Genomic DNA, 17,314 nt, shown 5'->3' on the forward strand with positions numbered 1-17,314 from the left:
TTCTATTACCCCAAGTTCCGCAAGTTCTGATAGCCTCTGGCCGAAGGCAGGACGGTCTTCATACATACCCGTTTTTGCCGGGCCAGAGGCACTAATGCTCCTGGTTCCGCCAGTCTACTGAAGAGCGACGGGACAACAGTGACGACTGCGGCTCAAGCCAACCGGATGCGCGAGGTCGCCATGGCTGTCCACGATCACTTGGTTAGTTTCGACGGCCGTCTTGGGACATTCTGTCGGTGCACTCGCAGCGAATTCTGACCATGACATTGCTCTAGTCAGTCGAGCGACGATCATCGTCGACAAACTGCTCGGCGGTACTGATCGAGAGGGCCGCATTTGCGAACGCGAGGTTCCGACGAAGCGTCTTCCACTCACGAATCCGCTCGGGATCGATCTCTGCTTGTGGACCCCCGGACTCGGCGAGCACCTGATTCGTTTGGCTGACGGCTAACTCTTCAGGGGACTCGACGCCGAATTCAGCCTGATATTCTGTGAGTTGCTCGCGCATGTCCTGAATCCGTGCGACGAGTTCGTCAGTCGAAACGTGCTCGAGAATGTCGGACGCCTGTTCCATGACCAGTGATTCAGGCGAGCGACGATACTGTGTGCTGCCGTGCTCGCCGGGTGTCGTCTCAACGAACCCCTCGTCTGCGAGCACGTTCAGATGTTTTCGAGCGGTCTTCGGAGCGGTCCGCGCAGTATTAGCGACCGTATCAGCTGACAGTGGGCTATATGTGTGGATAATGACATTCCAGATGCGCTCGTATGGCGTGGTGTTAGACTCCCAGTCCGTCCCGACTGCCTCGTTGATATCCGTAAAGGTAGTTGGTGAGTGTCGGTCGCTCATGTAGGCACAGACGAGGTAGAGGAAAATAGTACTTTGATATAGTAGTATAACCCATTCATTGCTCTCGAAAGCTGTGGTCCGTCCACGCAGACCAGTACGTGGCGGTCGATCTGCCTGCTCGTACAGGGTTCGGAACGCCCACATGTGTCCTCACGACGCACCGGTCCAGTCCCGGAATGCGTCAAGTCCTCAAACGCAATAAACGAGTGCTTCACGCCGCCGCGGGCTCCTCACCGGAGCCACTCGCGGTGAGCTCGACATCGAGGCGGATGCGCTCGTACGGGAGGTACGGGCGCTTCGAGCGGTCGTCGTCTTCGACGATGAACACGATCCCGTAATCCGCCAGCAGCGTGATATCGTCATGGACTGGCTTGTAGTCGCGATCAAGCGCCTCCGCGAGCGCGCTGATGCTCTCAGCGGCCCCCTCGGTATCCATCAATGTCTGGAGGAGCTCAATCCGCCGATCAGTGAGAATCTTCCGCAGGTCGCCGACCGTCGCGAACGACACCACTGCGGGCTGTAGGTTGCCGTCCGCGACCGCGTCGACCGCGGCGAGCGTGTCCTCGAACGCATCGTCAAACGATTCGACGGTGATGCGAAGGATATCGGGATGGGGCCGGTCACGAGGGTCACTGTACTTGTCGGGCCAGCCGTCGTCGTCGGGTTCAATCATTGGTGGTCTCCGTCTCCGCCAGCGTCGCGATCTCGTTCAGGAACCGAGTCACGTGCGCCGAGAGCCCGTGAAACTCTATCTCTGTATCGTCGCCGAATCGAACGTGCCGGTGATGCCAGCCGAGATCGTCGTCGTCGTGCGCGTCGTCGTACCGGAGCAGTTCACCGGTCTCGGGGTGGTAGTACTGAAACCTGTAAAACCACCCGTCCGGATACTCCCCGTCGCGGACAGCGAATATCTCCACTCGCCCACCGGGAACGGCACGGTTCAACTCGATCGGGTGACGCTTCGGCATTCTGCTGTACTATAACATATGAGGTCATAGACCATAAGTTTACGGGAAGAGATGTCAAAAGACAAGCTGCTCTGTGGAATCCGTAGAAGGCGTCGGGATTAGCTGAATACAGGCGCTAAGCCCCCTTCCTCACGTCGTGTTAGCTTAAGCATGATTCCACCAGACGGCGTGGGCTTGCAACCACGTTTCCGCGGTTTGCGGACCGGCATTGCTGAAACAGTTTGAAAATGAAGAAATCCGTCGTTGTACCTCTCGAAAGACACGTTCAACTTGGTTTCTATAGCCATGGATCTCGACGCGATACTCAAGCCCTTCTCGACGGAGCGCACCGGCGAGATCGGCGGCATCATCAACGAGAAATACGGCGTCTGAGACGTCGTGTTTCTCACAGAGCTCGGTGAGAAATTCTCGCCCAATCGGAATCGTATACGTTGGAAAGAGCCGAGTGTGTAGGATTCTGTTTGTTTCGGGATCGACTGCAGCGTACAGCCAGTACTCTTCGTCGTTGACCCGGATCGATTTCTGATCGACCGCGACTCGATCCGCACTTTCGCCGCCAGCTGGCTGTAAATCGGCCTTTTGAATCCAGTTGTGAACAGCAGTTCGACTCCGTTTGACACCCGATTCCTCAAGAAGAATAACTGTATTCGAGAGTGATAGACCTGCGAGATGGTGTCGAATACCCTTTTCAATGAGTTCGCGGGGTGTCCGCTCTCGCTCCACAAAATCCAAGTCGATCCACTCGGTACACTCGCTGAGGCGGTCGGTTTCGGCCATAGGAATCTGAAACTCTGACCGCCTCTTGCTTAACTTAACACGACGCTTCCTCACGGAGCGAACGGCGTCAGCCGTGAGCGAGTAGGGGAGGGGAGTTCACCAGCGCAGCCTACTGTGAAGTGCCTCGGGGTCAAGCCCCGAGGCTTCCCGTTTCCACGACGCGGTTTACAGATTCCGCGAGGGAATCCACAGGGAGCGCAGTCTCCGCGGGCGTGGATTCGGAGTCTCCCACTCCTACTTGGTGGTCACGGCAGAGCGTCTGACCCGGCTTGTTTTCGCCGACTAAGCTAGACGCGAAGTGTGCCGTCACACCACTCTGTTTGAGATGTTTCGAGTTAATGGCTTTGTTCACGAGTTGTCGGCTTCATCCATGGGGTCAAGCCCCGTGGTATTCGCCTCGCACCGCTTGTAAACACCCCAAACCAGCGGTGCGGGGCCGTGGAAATCTTTGCCGTTCAGGGCGGAGAGGATGTCAATTTGGGGTGCTGTTGACGATGCTGTTCCAGTCCGTTTGCGGGATCAGATGGACTGCGGTGAACGGTCGGCTGTTCGGGGTGTCCAGTTGTGGCTCGGTCACTGCGGGATTGCGAGCTTGCTCGAGTCCGATGTTGGCGGGTCGATTCTCTTCGAGCGTCAGCTCGCCATCGAGAATCATGACCTTGGTGTACTCTTCGTACGACGAGCACTGCGGGACGAAGGCTGTCCGAAGGAGTGACGGTCGCTCTGCGGGCGGGCAGCGTCCGTCGTGTTCCGTTATCCACGCATCGTAGCGGGGTCCCTTCTCGATTGTACTGTTCCAGCGTTCGGATTGGGTGGCTCCCGTTTCGAGGATATCGTTTTCGAATTGGGTTTCAGGCTCGTTGCTATCGCGCACCTGGTGTCGGTCACCGAGGTCGGCCTCTTGATCGGACGCGGGTGGGAGCTCAACAGAGAGGATCGGTTCAACAGGCGCCGGTTGCTCGTCGGTTGTTGCGACCCACACGCATGACCCCGTACAGGTCCGCTCGTTGCCGTCCGGGGTGAACGGAGCTGGCTGGGTGTAGCACTCTGCGCCTGCTGTCGTCCGCATCACCACTGGGCACTCGAGTAGTGCCCGAAGCCTCGCAGCGCGTCGTGCGGATGTGGTTACGATGTGGGCTGGTTCTTCGGGCGCGGTGAGTTGGTCGACGGTTTTGAGTACCACTCCCGGCTTGATGACGTTACTGGCGTTGGCGAGGACAGCAATCTGCGGTCCAGCGCGGGACACGCGGAAGCTAACTGGACCTCGTTGGTCGACTCGGTCGCTGTCGATCGTGTAGCCAGCCGCCCGATAGGCTGTTTCGACTCGGTTGGTCAGTATGTCGTGGTTCGCCATTGCTGACGATTCAGCGCACTCAGGGAGTCATAATAACGGATTCGAGGATCAAACGGGCGTAGAGCACGGTAAACGAGCGTTCAGAGAATCATACGACCGTACACTAGCCACGTGGTTTTTTATATAATGAATAGACGTACGCCGGCTGAGAGAAGAAATATATGTTAATTTTGTTTGCGTCCTTTCTGACCAAAATGACTATAATGTGAGTCTGAGAAGCGCCTGGTGATGACTAATCAACCAACACGTTCTGACGTACTTCCCGAGGCGCTGGCTGCCGCGCTCTTTGATGCTGGGTTTGACCAATTCAAAACGCACGCCCGATACAAGTATCTCGAAGCGTTTGTTGATCGTGACGCAACGAGCCCAACACAAACGCTCACGCGAAGTGATGTTCAAGAGTACCTCGAAGATACCTATTCCGATCTGGAGTTCAATTCACGGACGACGAGCAATACTGCGTTACAGGACCTAGTCGAAGCCGGGTTTCTCGACTGTAACGATCAAACACAGACTTATCGATACTACTTAGTTTGGAGCGGTGCGGACGGCTCGGAGGGTGCCCAGTGTGGTTCCACTGGAGCGACAGCGATGGCGGATAGGAGCGATGATGATGGGTCGGTTAGCGTTAGTGGCCAGGGGACTGCTCTCCGAGGCACTGGCACTGTGGCCGCCGGTGAAGGAGATCAGACTTCAGCTGCGGCGTCGACCGGCTCTGCGACTACTGATAGTGCTCCTACCGGCTGGGTGCCGTCTGTACGCAATTTGTCCCAATCTCGGGTTAGTGCGTGGGCCACCCTCTTCGTACTGTTTGCTGGCGGGAGTGGTGCGTTCGTCACTGTCCTGTTGGCTCGGCTTGCGGTCCCGTCACCGGTTGTGACCGGCAGTGCGGCAGTCGCGTGGGGGCTACTCTCGCTTGCGCTCGCTGCGGGGGTAGTGCTGGGTTTAGGCTCTCTGGAGCGTCTCAGCGTCGCTGGCCAGATCTACAGATAGAGCAGGCCGAGTGCCTCGGGGCTTGACCCCGAGGGTGAAGGCCGTACGCACACTTTCACTTTCACCTCGGTAAGATGGTAGTTAATACACTTAGCGACAAATAGTGTTGTAACGGCCAGAAACCACCCCCAAAGCATGGAATTGAAGACCTCAATTCCTTTGCTGGTCGTTCGGCAGTTTGGAAATGCGATTCCTCTCAAAACCCGCTACGGCGGTGAGACGGGGGTTGTCGGGCCGTGGTGGAGCGGCCGCCCCTCACGGACACATCGGCGTGTTCGGGTGTTAATTCCAGCCGACCCATCTGGGAAGGTCGAGGGGAATTAAATTCGCCTGCGGGCTCGGTGCGGCCCCAAGACGGTGAAGCCTCGGGGCTTGACCCCGAGGTACTTCACTTGTAACATTAGGAGACGGCTGCTGAGAGAACACCATTCGCACGACATGTGTTTGGATATGTCAGGATCTGGTTGAGTGATCACCTTTGGTTGCCGGAGGAACATGTTTTAACAGATAGATAGATGACAGGGGTTGTATGAGCGATCCGCCGGTACAGGCCGTCATTCTCGCAGCCGGTGAGGGCCGTCGGCTGACGCCACTCACAAACCGACGGCCAAAGCCAATGATCCCTGTGGGCAATAAGCCGCTGCTTGAATACATCGTCGAAGCGGTTGCGGCAGCTGGCGTTGAGCAGATTACGCTAGTTGTCGGGTATCGTCAAGAACGTATTCGCAATCACTTCGCCGATGGTGACGAGTGGGGCGTGACAATAACGTATGTTGAGCAACCGACGCAGCTCGGGACCGGCCATGCTGTGCTCCAAGCTGAGCCGGTTGTCGACGGTCCGTTCGTTGTTCTCAACGGTGACCGGATTGTTGAGCCAGCAGTCATCGAGCGCGTTGCGGCTACGGTGCGGGGTGGCACCTCGCCGGTGGTGACAGTCACGACCGTCGAAACCCCGCGTGCGTACGGAGTCGTCACCGGTGACGGAGAGACTGTGAGACACATCGAAGAGAAACCCGACGGACCGGTCGAGACAAACCAAATTAACGCTGGCATCTACGGCTTTACGCCGGCGGTCTTTGAGACAATCCGCACGACACACACCACCGGTGAACTGACGCTGACCACAGCGCTCAACGAGCACGCACGCGAGCAGGGTGGGATCGAGGCTCTCACCTACATTGGTCAGTGGCTCGATGTCTCGAATCTGTGGGATCTACTGCGAGTCAACGCAGGGCTCATCGAGACGACAGCAGGCCATGGGGACAATGACCCGACACGTGACCGAAACACCGTTGCGGATGATGTGGTACTCGCAGACAGCGTTCGTGTCGGCCCGAACGTGACGATTGGCGGCAACACAGCTATCGGCCGGAATGTGACGATCGAACCGAACGCCGTCGTCGAGAACGCGATCATCTTCCCGGACACCGTTATTGGCGCTGGCACTGTGATTCGGGACGCGGTAGTCGCGAGCAATGTTCGGATTGGGCCGAACGTAACGATTGACGGCCCACCAGATACGATGGTTGTGGAGGATGCTGTCCATCACGATATCGAACTGGGTGGCGTCGTCGGGGATAATACGACGATTGGGCCTAGCGCAACGTTGACAACGGGCGCGGTTGTCGGTGATGACGTCGAAACTGACGCGGGCGTCACGATTGACAGTCGAATTGCGGCGGGCACAACGGTGCGGCGAGGATAACCATGTGTGGCATTATTGGGTACGTTCAAGCGACCGGCGAACAGGCGTCAGCACCCGCGGCGGCAAGCGACGGCGGGTTGAAACACACGACTGGGGAGATCATCCACGAAGGCCTCCAAAATCTGGAGTATCGTGGCTATGACTCTGTTGGAGTTGCGCTCGTCAGCGAGTCCAGTGGGCTCACCGTGAAAAAGCAGTCCGGTGAGGTTGATGGCCTTGAGCTTCCCGAGGTGGGCGACACAACACACGGCGTTGGCCATACGCGGTGGAGCACACACGGCCCGCCGACTGACGCGAACGCACACCCCCACACCGACTGCGTTGGTGATGTCGCTGTTGTCCACAATGGTATCGTCGAGAACTACGAGACGCTCAAAGCGGAGTTGTCCGACCACGAGTTCACGAGTGACACGGACACGGAGGTTATTCCACACCTGATTGAGGAGGAACTCGCTGCTGACGCTGATGCTGATTTGCTGGCAGCAGTGCGGCGCGTTGAAACGCGACTCGAGGGCAGCTACGCGATCTGTGCGGTTCGGGAGGGTGATGATCGCATTATCGTCGCACGCCGTGGGAGCCCGCTTGTGCTGGGCCATGGTGACCACACTGCGTTTGTTGCGAGTGACGTGACCGCATTCTTACAGCACACTCGCGACGTGACGTATCTCGAGGATGGGGACGTCGCAGCGCTTGAGGCTGGGGATGTGTCTGTGTTCCACGACGGTGCGGCAGTTGATCGCGACGTTGAGACGGTCACGTGGGAGGCTGATGCCGCAGAGAAGGGTGGGTATGAACACTATATGCGCAAAGAGATTCACGAACAGCCCGAGGCACTCCGGCAGACGCTTGCGGGGCGACTTGATGTTGAGACGGGGAACGTGGATCTCGATGTGTCGTTCCCACCTGGATTCCTCGCGGATCTTGAAGAAATTCGGATTGTCGCCTGTGGCACGTCCTACTATGCGGGGCGGTATGCGGCACAGCTGTTTGAGGAGCTGTCGGGGGTGCGCGCAAGCGTCGAAATTGCGAGCGAGTACGAGTTCGGTGCGGGCCGGACGCCAGATCGGACGCTCGTCGTTGCGGTGACCCAGAGTGGCGAGACCGCTGACACGCTCGGCGCGATCCGGCGGGCGAAGGAGGCCGGTGCCCGCACGTTTGCGGTGACGAATACATTGGGGAGTACGGTGACGCGAGAAGTTGATGAGACCGCGTTCATTCGCGCTGGGCCGGAGATTGGTGTGGCAGCGACCAAGACGTTCGCCTCACAGGTCGCGACGCTGGCGATGTTGGCTGTGACGGTAGGCCGGGAGCGTGGTGCGCTGGCAGCGTCCGACGCGCGGTCAGTATTGGAAGACCTCCAAGGGTTGCCGGGGGCGGTTCAGCAGGTACTTGATAATGAACCGGCTGTTCGGGAGGCCGCACAAGCGTACCAAGACAGCGAGGCGTTCTTCTTTGTTGGGCGTGCGCTGGGCGTGCCCGTGGCGTTAGAGGGTGCGTTGAAGCTCAAAGAGATCTCGTATGATCACGCAGAGGGGTTCGCTGCGGGTGAGTTGAAGCATGGGCCGCTTGCGTTAGTGACCCCTGAGACGCCTGTGCTGGCTGTGTTGACCGATGGATCGCGAGCTCGTGAGACGATGAACAATGTGACGGAGGCGCAGACGCGTGGTGCGCCCGCACTTGGATGTGTCTCTGCTGGGGACGAGTACGACACGCTGGACGAGGCGTTTGTTGTGCCCGATGTCGGGATTGTTGAGCCGTTGGTCGCAAATGTGTATCTCCAGTTGTTTGCGTATCACGTCGCGAATGAGAAGGGGCGGTCGATCGACAAGCCGCGGAATCTGGCGAAGAGTGTAACCGTAGAGTGAGGAATAACTGACGAGCGGTCATCTGTACAGGTGACTGGAGCGATCGTGTAGCTCTCTGTTGACCTCAGCCTCAATCCCCACGAGTTGTTCGGGGAGCGTCTCGACCGCTAGCGGCCGCGGAGGCAGGTCGCAACCCACCAGACGGCACGCCGGGCGAACGCAAACACCGAGGCGCTTACCGATTGACCGTATGTGAGGACGTCAAGGTACGCGAGTGGTTTGGCTACTAGGTCTGGGAGTTGGCTCCTGACCGCGAGGGACACGAGCGCAAGGGAGGCCGGCAGACGGTGCGTTCCGATCCGGAGCGAATCTCGGCGCTCATTCCGTTCTGGCGGACTGGATCCATCACCAGACGGACTCCCACAGCTGTCCAACGCGATCGTCGATCCACGGGAGGACGGTCGTTTCGAGAACTCGCGTAAACTCCGTTGGATACGTCCGGTCACCCGCAGCTTCCACACTCGCATCTGGGAGTGGATGGAAATGATCTCGTGAATTGTGTGGCTGCTCGTGTCTGTCCCACCGACATCGTCGCTGCGCTCCTGACTGACGTTCGATATACGACACATGGAACTCGCCGTTCGTGTACACCCGGGCTTCGAGTCTTACTTCATCAATGTCACTCGGGTAGTAGTCGGCATCAAGCGTGACGACGAGGCTCTCAATCTTATTTGACGGGAACAGAGAGGTTGTTCGAACTTCGTCTTGGTGCCCGAACAGTCGCGCGACGTAGCGGAGGGTTTCTTCGTCGACAGTGCGAGACGTGTCGGGGCCGTCCGCCGTCACGCTGGTTCTCCGTCACTCGCTGACTCAGTTGCGCGCTGTTGGCGAACCGCCTCTAGTCGAGCGATTCGTTCCCGGACCGTTTGCCATTCGCTAAGGTCCAGCCAGACCGCCTCGACATCGTCGAAGTCCGCGTGTTCGAGCGCATCCACCTTGTCCGGTGCGTCGACCCCAAACTGATCTCGGAACTCTCGTTCACGAGTTGTTAGTTCAGAGAGCGACTCCTGTAGCTCACTCGATGAGCGATTCTCGAGTCGGTTTCGCTGCCGCCACTCGAAGTACGATTCGTTCCGCGTGTAGGTGAGTGGGGTTTCAGACACCACTTCGATGACTCCAATGTCTGCAAGCCGATTGAGGTGACGCCGGGCGGTGTCCGGAGCACACGAGGCACGCTCCGCAACTGTCGTAACTCCCGCTGGGTCGTATAGACCGAGTGCGACCCTGTACACACGCTCATCAGCCGGAGCGGAGTCACCATCCTCGCGAAACCCCTCCGTCAGAGCGAACTCACTTGGGGAGTCATCGGCGTTCATGCTCCTCTGTATGTACTCCGACCAAATAAATCTGTAGTAGCCGAACTATTTAGTCGGAAACGATTATCCCCGGTGTGTTATCGAATCTCGGTGAGTCCAGACATCACGTATGAGGATCGCTAGTATCACGGTCAACACGAGCAATGAGAATAGATTCCACATTCGGACGTTGATCCCATCGATCCCAGCCCATGACGGGAGGCGTGAATGTCGTTGGAGCGTGACAGAGGGCCACACTAACATCGGTGGGATCTGTCCAGTAAGCAGTACCCGATATGTGTCTCCAAGTAGATGAAAGAGATACGCAGCAACGAACCCACCAGCGATCTGTAGTCGATCGGTTCGCCAGCCGTATCCGAGGACGATGACAGCGATTGGGATCGCAATCGGGAGCGAGTGGGTAAACACTCGTCCACTCGGAAGGATGCCAACCCAGTACGCCAGTGGCTTATCGATGAGGTCGGGAAACTGACTGCCGAGAAACACCGCAAACAGCAGTCCTTTCGACGGGAGCTGGCGGTTCCGAATGAGAGCGTATGCCAGTATGGGGAGGAGGGCCACGAGGAAATGCTCGAGAGGGAACACACCGGACGTTGCGTTTCCGAGTCAAAGAGCGTTCCCTAAAGAGGTAAATCGCCTCGGGGTCAAGTGGTTCGAGAGACATCATCTCTCGTCATCACGGAAATCTCTGATTTCCGTACGACCCTGAGGCGTTCGCGTGGACTCCCGTTCCATGCCTCAGCCGAGGCGGGGGGGGGTATGTACTCCCCACTCACGTTCAGCGTCCCGCGATTCAAGCGCACATCTACGGGTACGCCTCCATCGTCTGCGTTTTGCCGACGACGGAGATACTGTAAACCGATGTTCTTCGCAGCGTTGTAGTCGGCATCGTTCTCGTATCCGCACTGCTGACACGTGAACGCAGAGGAGCTAGTGTAGATCTGGAGGGTCGTCCGTGGTCGGAGAGCGTCCGTTCCAGTAGGTGTAGAGTCGCAGTCCCACGAACACAACGATGGCAAGGATGATCACGTTCAGTTGGGGATGAGTTCCCATCTCCTGATAGATTCGAAACATCCGCGTCCACGGAGCGATGTCGCTGGCAGGGGATCGTGAGACGGGAAACACTGGGTACACCAGAAACCGGACACTCCAGAAGTCGCCTGCAAGCAACGATTGGTACGTGTCCCCACCAAGGTGGCTCAGGTAGCCGATCGCGAACGCTGCGGGCGTGACAATTCGAAGGCGTTCGGGGAGCGACTCGGAAGTCCAGCGGCCGCGGAGACGGGTAGCGACCCACCAGAGTCCGAGCGAACAGATCGCGAATGTGAACAGAGAATGTGCAAGTGAGCGGCCGGACGTGAGCACGCCAACGTATGCGAGTGGTTTGTCGATCAGATCTGGAAACTGGCTCCCAATTGCGACCGGGACGAGTGCGAGTCGGGCTGGAAGACGGTGGGTTCCAGCGGCAGCGTACACTGTATACCAGAGATATGCGAAGGCGAGATGTCCTAGTGGTAACACGGTAGAGTGGTGGAGAGGTGGATCTGGCGTTTCGCACGCCGAGCAAGCTGATCATCGATACTCCTAATCGCTTGATATGGAGCGTAATCACCGGTCATTTCGCAGGCGATCCCTCGTTGCCTGAGCCCTGATCATCGAAGTTGAGTTCGCTTGCTACCTCTCCCTCGTAGGCTACATTGTCTTCGTCAACAAGCCCAAGGCGGAGTTCAACACCGTGCTCGCGGAGGATATCTCGCATTGTCCACCGATCAACATCAGCAAGTCTCGCAGCATCACCAAGCGTGATCTGCTCTCGTTCATAGAGGGCAACTGCGGCTGTAATGCGCTCGTTTTCGTGGTCCTCGAAATATTCACGAACGAACTTTCGCAACGCATCGCTCTTGCCACTAAACACCCCAGCTTCGACTGCGCCCTCAATGAGGAGGTCGAGATCGTCTGGATATGACCCGGTGATTCGTGCCATCGCTCTATCCCAGACTACGAGTTCATATTATTTATGAACTACGTCAGAATACTAGATACATTAAGACGGTCGGTCTCAGATGATTTTCGAACCACGAGTGAGTAGGGAGACGAAGAGTGCGTTCGTATTCGTCACTAACACTAGCGTGTCAGATATTAGGGTAGTCGGTGCGAATCCAGCGTCGATCGATAATCCAGATGAGACCAGCAAGCGCCGCAGCAACGACTACCGGCCAACGATCACTACTCGGATAAACCTATCGACAGCAATTTCATGCGTTAAGGAGAAAGCTCCGTGATTCAGCGCGGAGATAAATCTGATAATTCCAGAACAGGGTGCGTTTAGCAGAGTATCTAAATAATTGAACCTTCCTGTCAAAGTATTTTAGAAGACGCTGAGAAGTTGCTAGCACAGCGATTCAATTATCAATTTCTTCTACTTGGCCACATCCTTTATAAATTAAGTATCACACACTAGATTATGGCTCAGCGCAACACCTCGATTTCTCGCGATGAAATTCAAAAAGAGTGGGAAAATCCAGACCCGGACTCTCCATGCTACGACTGTGACCGCCGTGATACGCATCAAGTATCAAAGCCATATTTTGGGCACGGAGATCCCAATGCTGACGTTCTCTTGCTTGGTGCAGATCCTGGAGGGAATAGCTCAGTTACAGAAGATACAGATGTTTGGTATAATCATAAGCGCTTCTGGAAAGACTATCCGGGGACCGAAGAAGAAGTTGATGAGTACCAGTCTAATCATAAGGATAATTTTCTACCGATTAGTGGTGTCAAAGAATCAATCCCAGAGCTAGCAAGCATTATCACCAAATTAGAGGAGAACAACCTTTCAGTCTATTATACTAATGTTGCCAAATGTAATCATATCAACTCGGCTATCGAAGATGATGATGTCACTGTCCCAGAGAACGTAAACGCTGAAATTGAAGATCAAGATGAACTCAATCGGGCTGGAAAAAGAAACTGCGCAAGCAACTTTTTGCTTGGAGAAATTCGATCCGTTGATCCAGACGTCATCATTGTGTTGGCAGATGGATCATGGCACATCAATTATGTATTTGAATTATTTTCGCTTGACACACCATCAGGTGAGAATGTCCGAGATTATGTATGGAAACATGTTAGTGGGGATGCCACAAGCGCAACAGATGTCATCCCGGTTCATAACTCTGACAGGGTACAGTCGATGATTATCCCAACTTACCACTTCAATATGATTGGGAGGAACGTGAGCAGATTCTTAAACACAAAAGGTAATGAGTTATACGGCTCCGAGCTATCCCCACCAGAAAAAGGTGGAAAAGACTGGTATTATGACTTGATCATGGATAGAGTTACTGGACTCGTTACAGAGTGAGAACTAGATTGCTTTGGCTCTGTAGTTTCGGTACACTGCGGCGGATTTCACGGATATCGGACGCTCCGACGAAGGTTGTAGACGGTGGCTTTCAGCAGCATTTCGCGGAACTCTAGCCACCAACTTCGCGCACGCACGGCGGAGCCGAGCGTGCGCCTGATCGACGAGAAGACGGTTTCTGACATGGAACGTTGGTGGTACCGATCACCGTCCATGCGGGCGTTGTGGGCGTGATCGAGTGAATTCATAATCCGGTGTTTAATCAGCGGTCTGATACCGTTTTCGCGGAGTTCATCGCGGAAGGCTTTGGCGTCGTAGCCGCAATCAGCAGCGAGGCTCCGCAGGTCGCTGGCGTTGCGCCGAGCGACCTGCGGGCCGATCTTCGCATCGTGTTTCTTGGAGGTCGTCGAGTGGATGTCGGTGATGTACAGCGTCTCGACATCCACGAGAGCGGTGACTTTCAGCGCTCGAACGCGGTAGTTCGTGCGGTTAGCGTAGTGGCGGCTGGGCTGATCACGGTCGAAGCCAGTCGAATCGATAGCAGCGTGGCCGTTGCGTTTCTCGGCTGACGCGCCGAGAAACGCACGCCACGTCTTGGTCGGAATCCGCTCAAACCACGTGCGAAGCACCGTGTAATGTGGAAGTCTGGTGAGTCCGATCTCCTCAAGAACGCCGGGCATTTCGCTGAGTAAATCCACCGCGACGCGGTAGGATTTGCCCAGTTCGATGCGGAGTGCATGCACGGTGAGCATCGCCCACTCGGCGAACCCGCCTCCCCCTTCGGGGTCGGCGGGCTCGTCCGGATTAGCGACAACTGATTTATCCTTCGCCACCGTAACACGTGTGAAGAGACGGATTTCGGATGTCACACCGATCTGTCTCTTCGCTTTCTACCCAGATAACGGAGTCGTCGGCTTCACGTCTAGCGAAACTACCTGACTCAAGAAGAGAGTTCCGCCCTTTAGGGCGGGCGTGAATCCGACACTCCACTTTACAATCCACGCTCGACGATTACTCCGGGGTATCCTCCCGGACTTTTTTTCGCCCTCAAGGAGCAATCCCTTCCACGTTAACCCACGGTGCTTCTTCAGTTCTTTCAACCGCTCGTACTGTTCATCGTCATCGAACTCGATGCGGATTTCGACCATACAGTAACACACAAACCACATTTTTATGTGTGTTCTGGTACAACCAGTAGTCGATGAAGCGAGCCAACACGTTCGAGGTGATTCCGCAGTCCGACGAGGACGAGGAGTTGCTTCGACGCCTGTTGGAGGCTTCTGCCGCTCTCTGGAACGAAATCAACTATGAGCGCCGCGAGAACTATGCTGACCCAGACGGAGACGTGTGGGACATCAGCGAGTATCGCGGTCGCTATGGCGGTGTTCTCGGCGCGTCCACGGTTCAGCAAATCGAACGCAAGAACCGCGAAGCGTGGAAGTCGTTCTTCAGCCTCAAGAAGAAAGGCGAAGCCAACGGCAAACCCGGATTCTAGGGTAACGCAGACGAAGGTCGAGAACTCCGCACGTACATCCGAAACACGTCGTACTCCATCGAGTGGGGAGAATACTCCCGCCTCGAAATCCTTGTCGGCCAAGACCTGAAAGACGAGTATGGGCTGGGACACCGCGAACGCCTCCGACTCGAAGTTCGGGGCGACCCCAACTGGAAGGAGTACGAAAAGCAAGGTCAGTTACAGTTGTTCTACGACGAGCAAGCACAGACATTCAGGGCCTTTCAGCCAGTCACCGTCGATGATTCTCGACTGGCACAACCACTGGCTTCGGAAGAAGCCGCTCTGGATATTGGTGCGAACAACCTCGTTGCCTGTACAACCACAACCGGCCAGCAATACCTGTACGAAGGACGTGACCTGTTCAAACGATTCCGCGGGACGACGCGAGAAATCGCCCGCCTCCAATCACTCTTGGAGGACGGTCGATACAGCAGTCACCGAATCCGACGCCTGTACGACCGGCGCACCAAGCGACGTGACCACGCTCAAGACGCACTCGCACGTGACCTCATCGAACGTCTGTACGACGAAGGTGTTTCGACAGTGTACGTCGGGGCGCTGACGGACGTGCTTGAGACGCACTGGTCGGTAGAGACGAATGCCAAGACGCACAACTTCTGGGCGTTTAGAGCGTTCGTGAATCGACTGGCGTGTACCGCCGAAGAATACGGTATCTCGGTGGAAGTACGGTCTGAGGCGTGGACGAGTCAGGAGTGTCCGAAGTGCGGTTCAACAGAGGACACAACGCGCCACAGAGATACGGTGACGTGTCCGTGTGGATTCGAGGGGCATGCTGACCTCACAGCGTCAGAGAGGTCCTTCGGCGGCAGACGACGGTAACACGGTCGATGGCACGGCCTGTATGCCTCAAGTGGGACGACCACGAGTGGTCAGAGTCACCACGCTCAGTTCCCAACGAGGAGCATACGAACCCGCAAGTTGCCTCCGTGGGTCGGTAAGCGATACCCCCAGCGCGAGGAAACCTCGCCGTTTATGGCGAGGAAGATGTCATTCGCAGCATGGAAAGCTCGTGTTGTACGCACTGACACGGCTCCACGAGCGAGGCGACACGCCAGTTCGGACGCGTGAAGTCGTCGAGACGTACCGGTCCGTGGCTCGCTCAGAAGGAGTGAGTCCGGTCTCCGAGCGGTCGGTGCGTGACTATCTGGGGGAGTTGGCACAGTTGGGGATCACGGGCGTGACGGAGCACAACCGGGGGAAAGACGGTGGGAAATACAACGAGCATCAGCTCGAACAGTCCGTGTCGGCGGTTCGGAGTGGGTTGTCGACGCTGTTGGAGTCGGCCTGAGTAAGGATTCGCTTGTGGTACTGAGATAGCGGCGTCCGCTCTGTGCTAACAGCGGAACCGGTGGGGTGGGTGTGTCGAGTCGCGTCGCGATCGAGGGTTGGTAGATGGGGAGATTGTACACGAGCGCTTCACGCCGCCGCGGGCTCCTCACCGGAGCCACTCGCGGTGAGCTCGACATCGAGGCGGATGCGCTCGTACGGGAGGTACGGCCGCTTCGAGCGGTCGTCGTCTTCGACGGTGAACACAATGCCGTAGTCCGCCAGCAGCGTGACATCGTCGTGGACTGGCTTGTAGTCGCGATCAAGCGCCTCCGCGAGCGCGCTGATGCTCTCAGCGGCCCCCTCGGTGTCCATGAGTGTCTGGAGCAGTTCGATCCGCCGGTCAGTGAGGATCTTCCGCAGCTCGCCGACCGTCGCGAACGACACCACTGCGGGCTGTGGGTCGCCGTCTGCGACCGCGTCGACCGCGGTGAGCGTGTCCTCAAACGCATCGTCGAACGATTCGACGGTGATGCGAAGGACATCGGGATGGGGCCGGTCGCGAGGGTCACTGTACTTGTCAGGCCAGCCGTCGTGGTCGGGTTCAGTCATTGGTGGTCTCCGTGTCCGCCAGCGTCGCGATCTCATTCAGGAACCGGGTCACGTGCGCCGAGAGCCCGTGAAACTCGATCGCTGTGTCGTCGCCAAATCGAACATGCCGATGATGCCAGCCGAGATCGTCGTCGTCGTGCGCGTCGTCGTACCGGAGCAGTTCGCCGGTCTCGGGGTGATAGTATTGAAACCGGTAGAACCACCCGTCCGGATACTCCTCGTCGCGGACAGCGAATATCTCCACGCGCCCACCGGGAACAGCGCGGTTCACCTTGATCGGGTGACGCTTTGGCATCCTGCTGTACTATGACGTATGATGTTATAGAGCATAAGTTTATGGGGGGAGATGTGAAAAGGCAAGCTTCTCTGTTAACCAACAAACCCGTGTCGGAACCCATCAGTGTTGGTTAACCGCTATCGCTCTTATGTAGAACTACGGAAAGCCCCCATAACAAGGCAGTCAATGGTGATATCGACGGATGCGCCTGTGAGATTCAGCGATCTAATGATCCCGAATGTATGAGCGGCCTGCTCCAAGCCTTGCTTGGACAGGCCGCGGAACTTCCGCAGCCACGGTTGAACGAGCGAAAACAGGCATTCTGCCTGATTGATGTGGACTCCGTCAGGCGATACGTACCTCTCTTTGTGGACGACCGTTCGGTGATCCCGATCCATCTCGCGGTACGCTTGGAGTCCATCTGTCCAGACCT

General features: G+C 56.8%; 19 protein-coding genes and 2 pseudogenes. 5 read left to right on the forward strand and 16 right to left on the reverse strand.

The window, feature by feature from the left end:
* Positions 1-271: 271 nt before the first annotated feature.
* From EXE47_RS17290 to EXE47_RS17315, 5 genes are all read right to left on the reverse strand, one after another.
* Positions 272-847, reverse strand: a complete 576-nt coding sequence (locus tag EXE47_RS17290; RefSeq protein ID WP_137708551.1) for an Rrf2 family transcriptional regulator — start codon at positions 845-847, stop codon at positions 272-274.
* A gap of 211 nt (positions 848-1,058) precedes the next feature.
* The gene (locus EXE47_RS17295) at positions 1,059-1,520 is read right to left on the reverse strand and encodes a hypothetical protein (RefSeq protein WP_137708552.1); all 462 of its coding nucleotides are present in this window, start codon (positions 1,518-1,520) and stop codon (positions 1,059-1,061) included.
* The gene (locus EXE47_RS17300) at positions 1,513-1,764 is read right to left on the reverse strand and encodes a DUF6516 family protein (RefSeq protein WP_241997601.1); all 252 of its coding nucleotides are present in this window, start codon (positions 1,762-1,764) and stop codon (positions 1,513-1,515) included. Before EXE47_RS17300 ends, EXE47_RS17295 begins: the two co-directional genes overlap by 8 nt.
* A gap of 195 nt (positions 1,765-1,959) precedes the next feature.
* Positions 1,960-2,592 (reverse strand): IS6 family transposase, encoded by a 633-nt coding sequence (locus EXE47_RS17305; RefSeq protein WP_137708554.1) that lies wholly within the window; start codon positions 2,590-2,592, stop codon positions 1,960-1,962.
* A gap of 472 nt (positions 2,593-3,064) precedes the next feature.
* A complete protein-coding gene (locus EXE47_RS17315) occupies positions 3,065-3,946 on the reverse strand; it encodes a hypothetical protein (protein WP_137708555.1) in 882 nt (293 codons plus the stop codon).
* 1,522 nt (positions 3,947-5,468) lie between these two features.
* On the opposite strand from EXE47_RS17315, the gene EXE47_RS17320 reads away from it, so the two are divergent.
* Together EXE47_RS17320 and glmS are read left to right on the forward strand one after the other, a co-directional pair.
* A complete protein-coding gene (locus EXE47_RS17320) occupies positions 5,469-6,644 on the forward strand; it encodes a sugar phosphate nucleotidyltransferase (RefSeq protein ID WP_137708556.1) in 1,176 nt (391 codons plus the stop codon).
* Positions 6,645-6,646: 2 nt separating this feature from the next.
* Positions 6,647-8,509: a glutamine--fructose-6-phosphate transaminase (isomerizing) gene (glmS, locus tag EXE47_RS17325; RefSeq protein ID WP_137708557.1), complete on the forward strand. Its 1,863-nt coding sequence runs from the start codon at positions 6,647-6,649 to the stop codon at positions 8,507-8,509.
* Positions 8,510-8,854: 345 nt separating this feature from the next.
* On the opposite strand, the gene EXE47_RS17330 is transcribed toward glmS, so the two are convergent.
* The 6 genes and pseudogenes from EXE47_RS17330 to EXE47_RS17355 form a co-directional block, all read right to left on the reverse strand.
* A complete protein-coding gene (locus EXE47_RS17330) occupies positions 8,855-9,295 on the reverse strand; it encodes a hypothetical protein (RefSeq protein ID WP_137708558.1) in 441 nt (146 codons plus the stop codon).
* Complete coding sequence (locus EXE47_RS17335; RefSeq protein ID WP_137708559.1) at positions 9,292-9,825, reverse strand: helix-turn-helix transcriptional regulator; 534 nt, start codon at positions 9,823-9,825, stop codon at positions 9,292-9,294. The genes EXE47_RS17330 and EXE47_RS17335 overlap by 4 nt, the downstream gene beginning before the upstream one ends.
* A gap of 63 nt (positions 9,826-9,888) precedes the next feature.
* A complete protein-coding gene (locus tag EXE47_RS17340; RefSeq protein ID WP_137708560.1) occupies positions 9,889-10,410 on the reverse strand; it encodes a metal-dependent hydrolase in 522 nt (173 codons plus the stop codon).
* 149 nt (positions 10,411-10,559) lie between these two features.
* Positions 10,560-10,745: pseudogene (locus tag EXE47_RS19110) on the reverse strand (zinc ribbon domain-containing protein); the annotation flags it as partial.
* A 10-nt stretch (positions 10,746-10,755) separates the two neighbouring features.
* Complete coding sequence (locus EXE47_RS17350) at positions 10,756-11,346, reverse strand: metal-dependent hydrolase (RefSeq protein ID WP_137708561.1); 591 nt, start codon at positions 11,344-11,346, stop codon at positions 10,756-10,758.
* Between the two features lie 94 nt (positions 11,347-11,440).
* Entirely contained in the window at positions 11,441-11,809 is a 369-nt protein-coding gene (locus EXE47_RS17355) for a UPF0175 family protein (protein WP_137708562.1), read from the reverse strand.
* Positions 11,810-12,289: 480 nt separating this feature from the next.
* On the opposite strand from EXE47_RS17355, the gene EXE47_RS17365 reads away from it, so the two are divergent.
* The gene (locus EXE47_RS17365; protein ID WP_137708563.1) at positions 12,290-13,189 is read left to right on the forward strand and encodes a uracil-DNA glycosylase family protein; all 900 of its coding nucleotides are present in this window, start codon (positions 12,290-12,292) and stop codon (positions 13,187-13,189) included.
* Positions 13,190-13,236: 47 nt separating this feature from the next.
* On the opposite strand, the gene EXE47_RS17370 is transcribed toward EXE47_RS17365, so the two are convergent.
* Together EXE47_RS17370 and EXE47_RS18830 are read right to left on the reverse strand one after the other, a co-directional pair.
* Positions 13,237-14,058 carry an IS5 family transposase gene (locus tag EXE47_RS17370; protein ID WP_137708564.1) on the reverse strand — a complete coding sequence of 274 codons (822 nt, stop codon included), beginning with the start codon at positions 14,056-14,058 and terminating at the stop codon, positions 13,237-13,239.
* Positions 14,059-14,079: 21 nt separating this feature from the next.
* Positions 14,080-14,337 (reverse strand): hypothetical protein, encoded by a 258-nt coding sequence (locus tag EXE47_RS18830; protein WP_199237920.1) that lies wholly within the window; start codon positions 14,335-14,337, stop codon positions 14,080-14,082.
* Between the two features lie 53 nt (positions 14,338-14,390).
* Here EXE47_RS18830 and EXE47_RS17375 point away from each other — a divergent pair.
* Positions 14,391-15,664 (forward strand): annotated as a pseudogene (locus EXE47_RS17375) (RNA-guided endonuclease InsQ/TnpB family protein).
* The gene (locus EXE47_RS17380) at positions 15,568-16,014 is read left to right on the forward strand and encodes a hypothetical protein (protein ID WP_241997603.1); all 447 of its coding nucleotides are present in this window, start codon (positions 15,568-15,570) and stop codon (positions 16,012-16,014) included. Before EXE47_RS17375 ends, EXE47_RS17380 begins: the two are co-directional and overlap by 97 nt.
* A gap of 128 nt (positions 16,015-16,142) precedes the next feature.
* On the opposite strand, the gene EXE47_RS17385 is transcribed toward EXE47_RS17380, so the two are convergent.
* The 3 genes from EXE47_RS17385 to EXE47_RS17395 form a co-directional block, all read right to left on the reverse strand.
* Positions 16,143-16,604, reverse strand: a complete 462-nt coding sequence (locus EXE47_RS17385; RefSeq protein ID WP_137708565.1) for a hypothetical protein — start codon at positions 16,602-16,604, stop codon at positions 16,143-16,145.
* Complete coding sequence (locus tag EXE47_RS17390; RefSeq protein WP_137708566.1) at positions 16,597-16,899, reverse strand: DUF6516 family protein; 303 nt, start codon at positions 16,897-16,899, stop codon at positions 16,597-16,599. The genes EXE47_RS17385 and EXE47_RS17390 overlap by 8 nt, the downstream gene beginning before the upstream one ends.
* Positions 16,900-17,027: 128 nt before the next feature.
* A partial coding sequence (locus EXE47_RS17395; RefSeq protein ID WP_137708567.1) for a transposase occupies positions 17,028-17,314 on the reverse strand: 287 nt, incomplete at its 5' end.

It is taken from the genome of Halorubrum sp. GN12_10-3_MGM (assembly GCF_005435235.1).
In the GTDB taxonomy this organism is placed as follows: Archaea; Halobacteriota; Halobacteria; order Halobacteriales; family Haloferacaceae; genus Halorubrum; species Halorubrum ezzemoulense.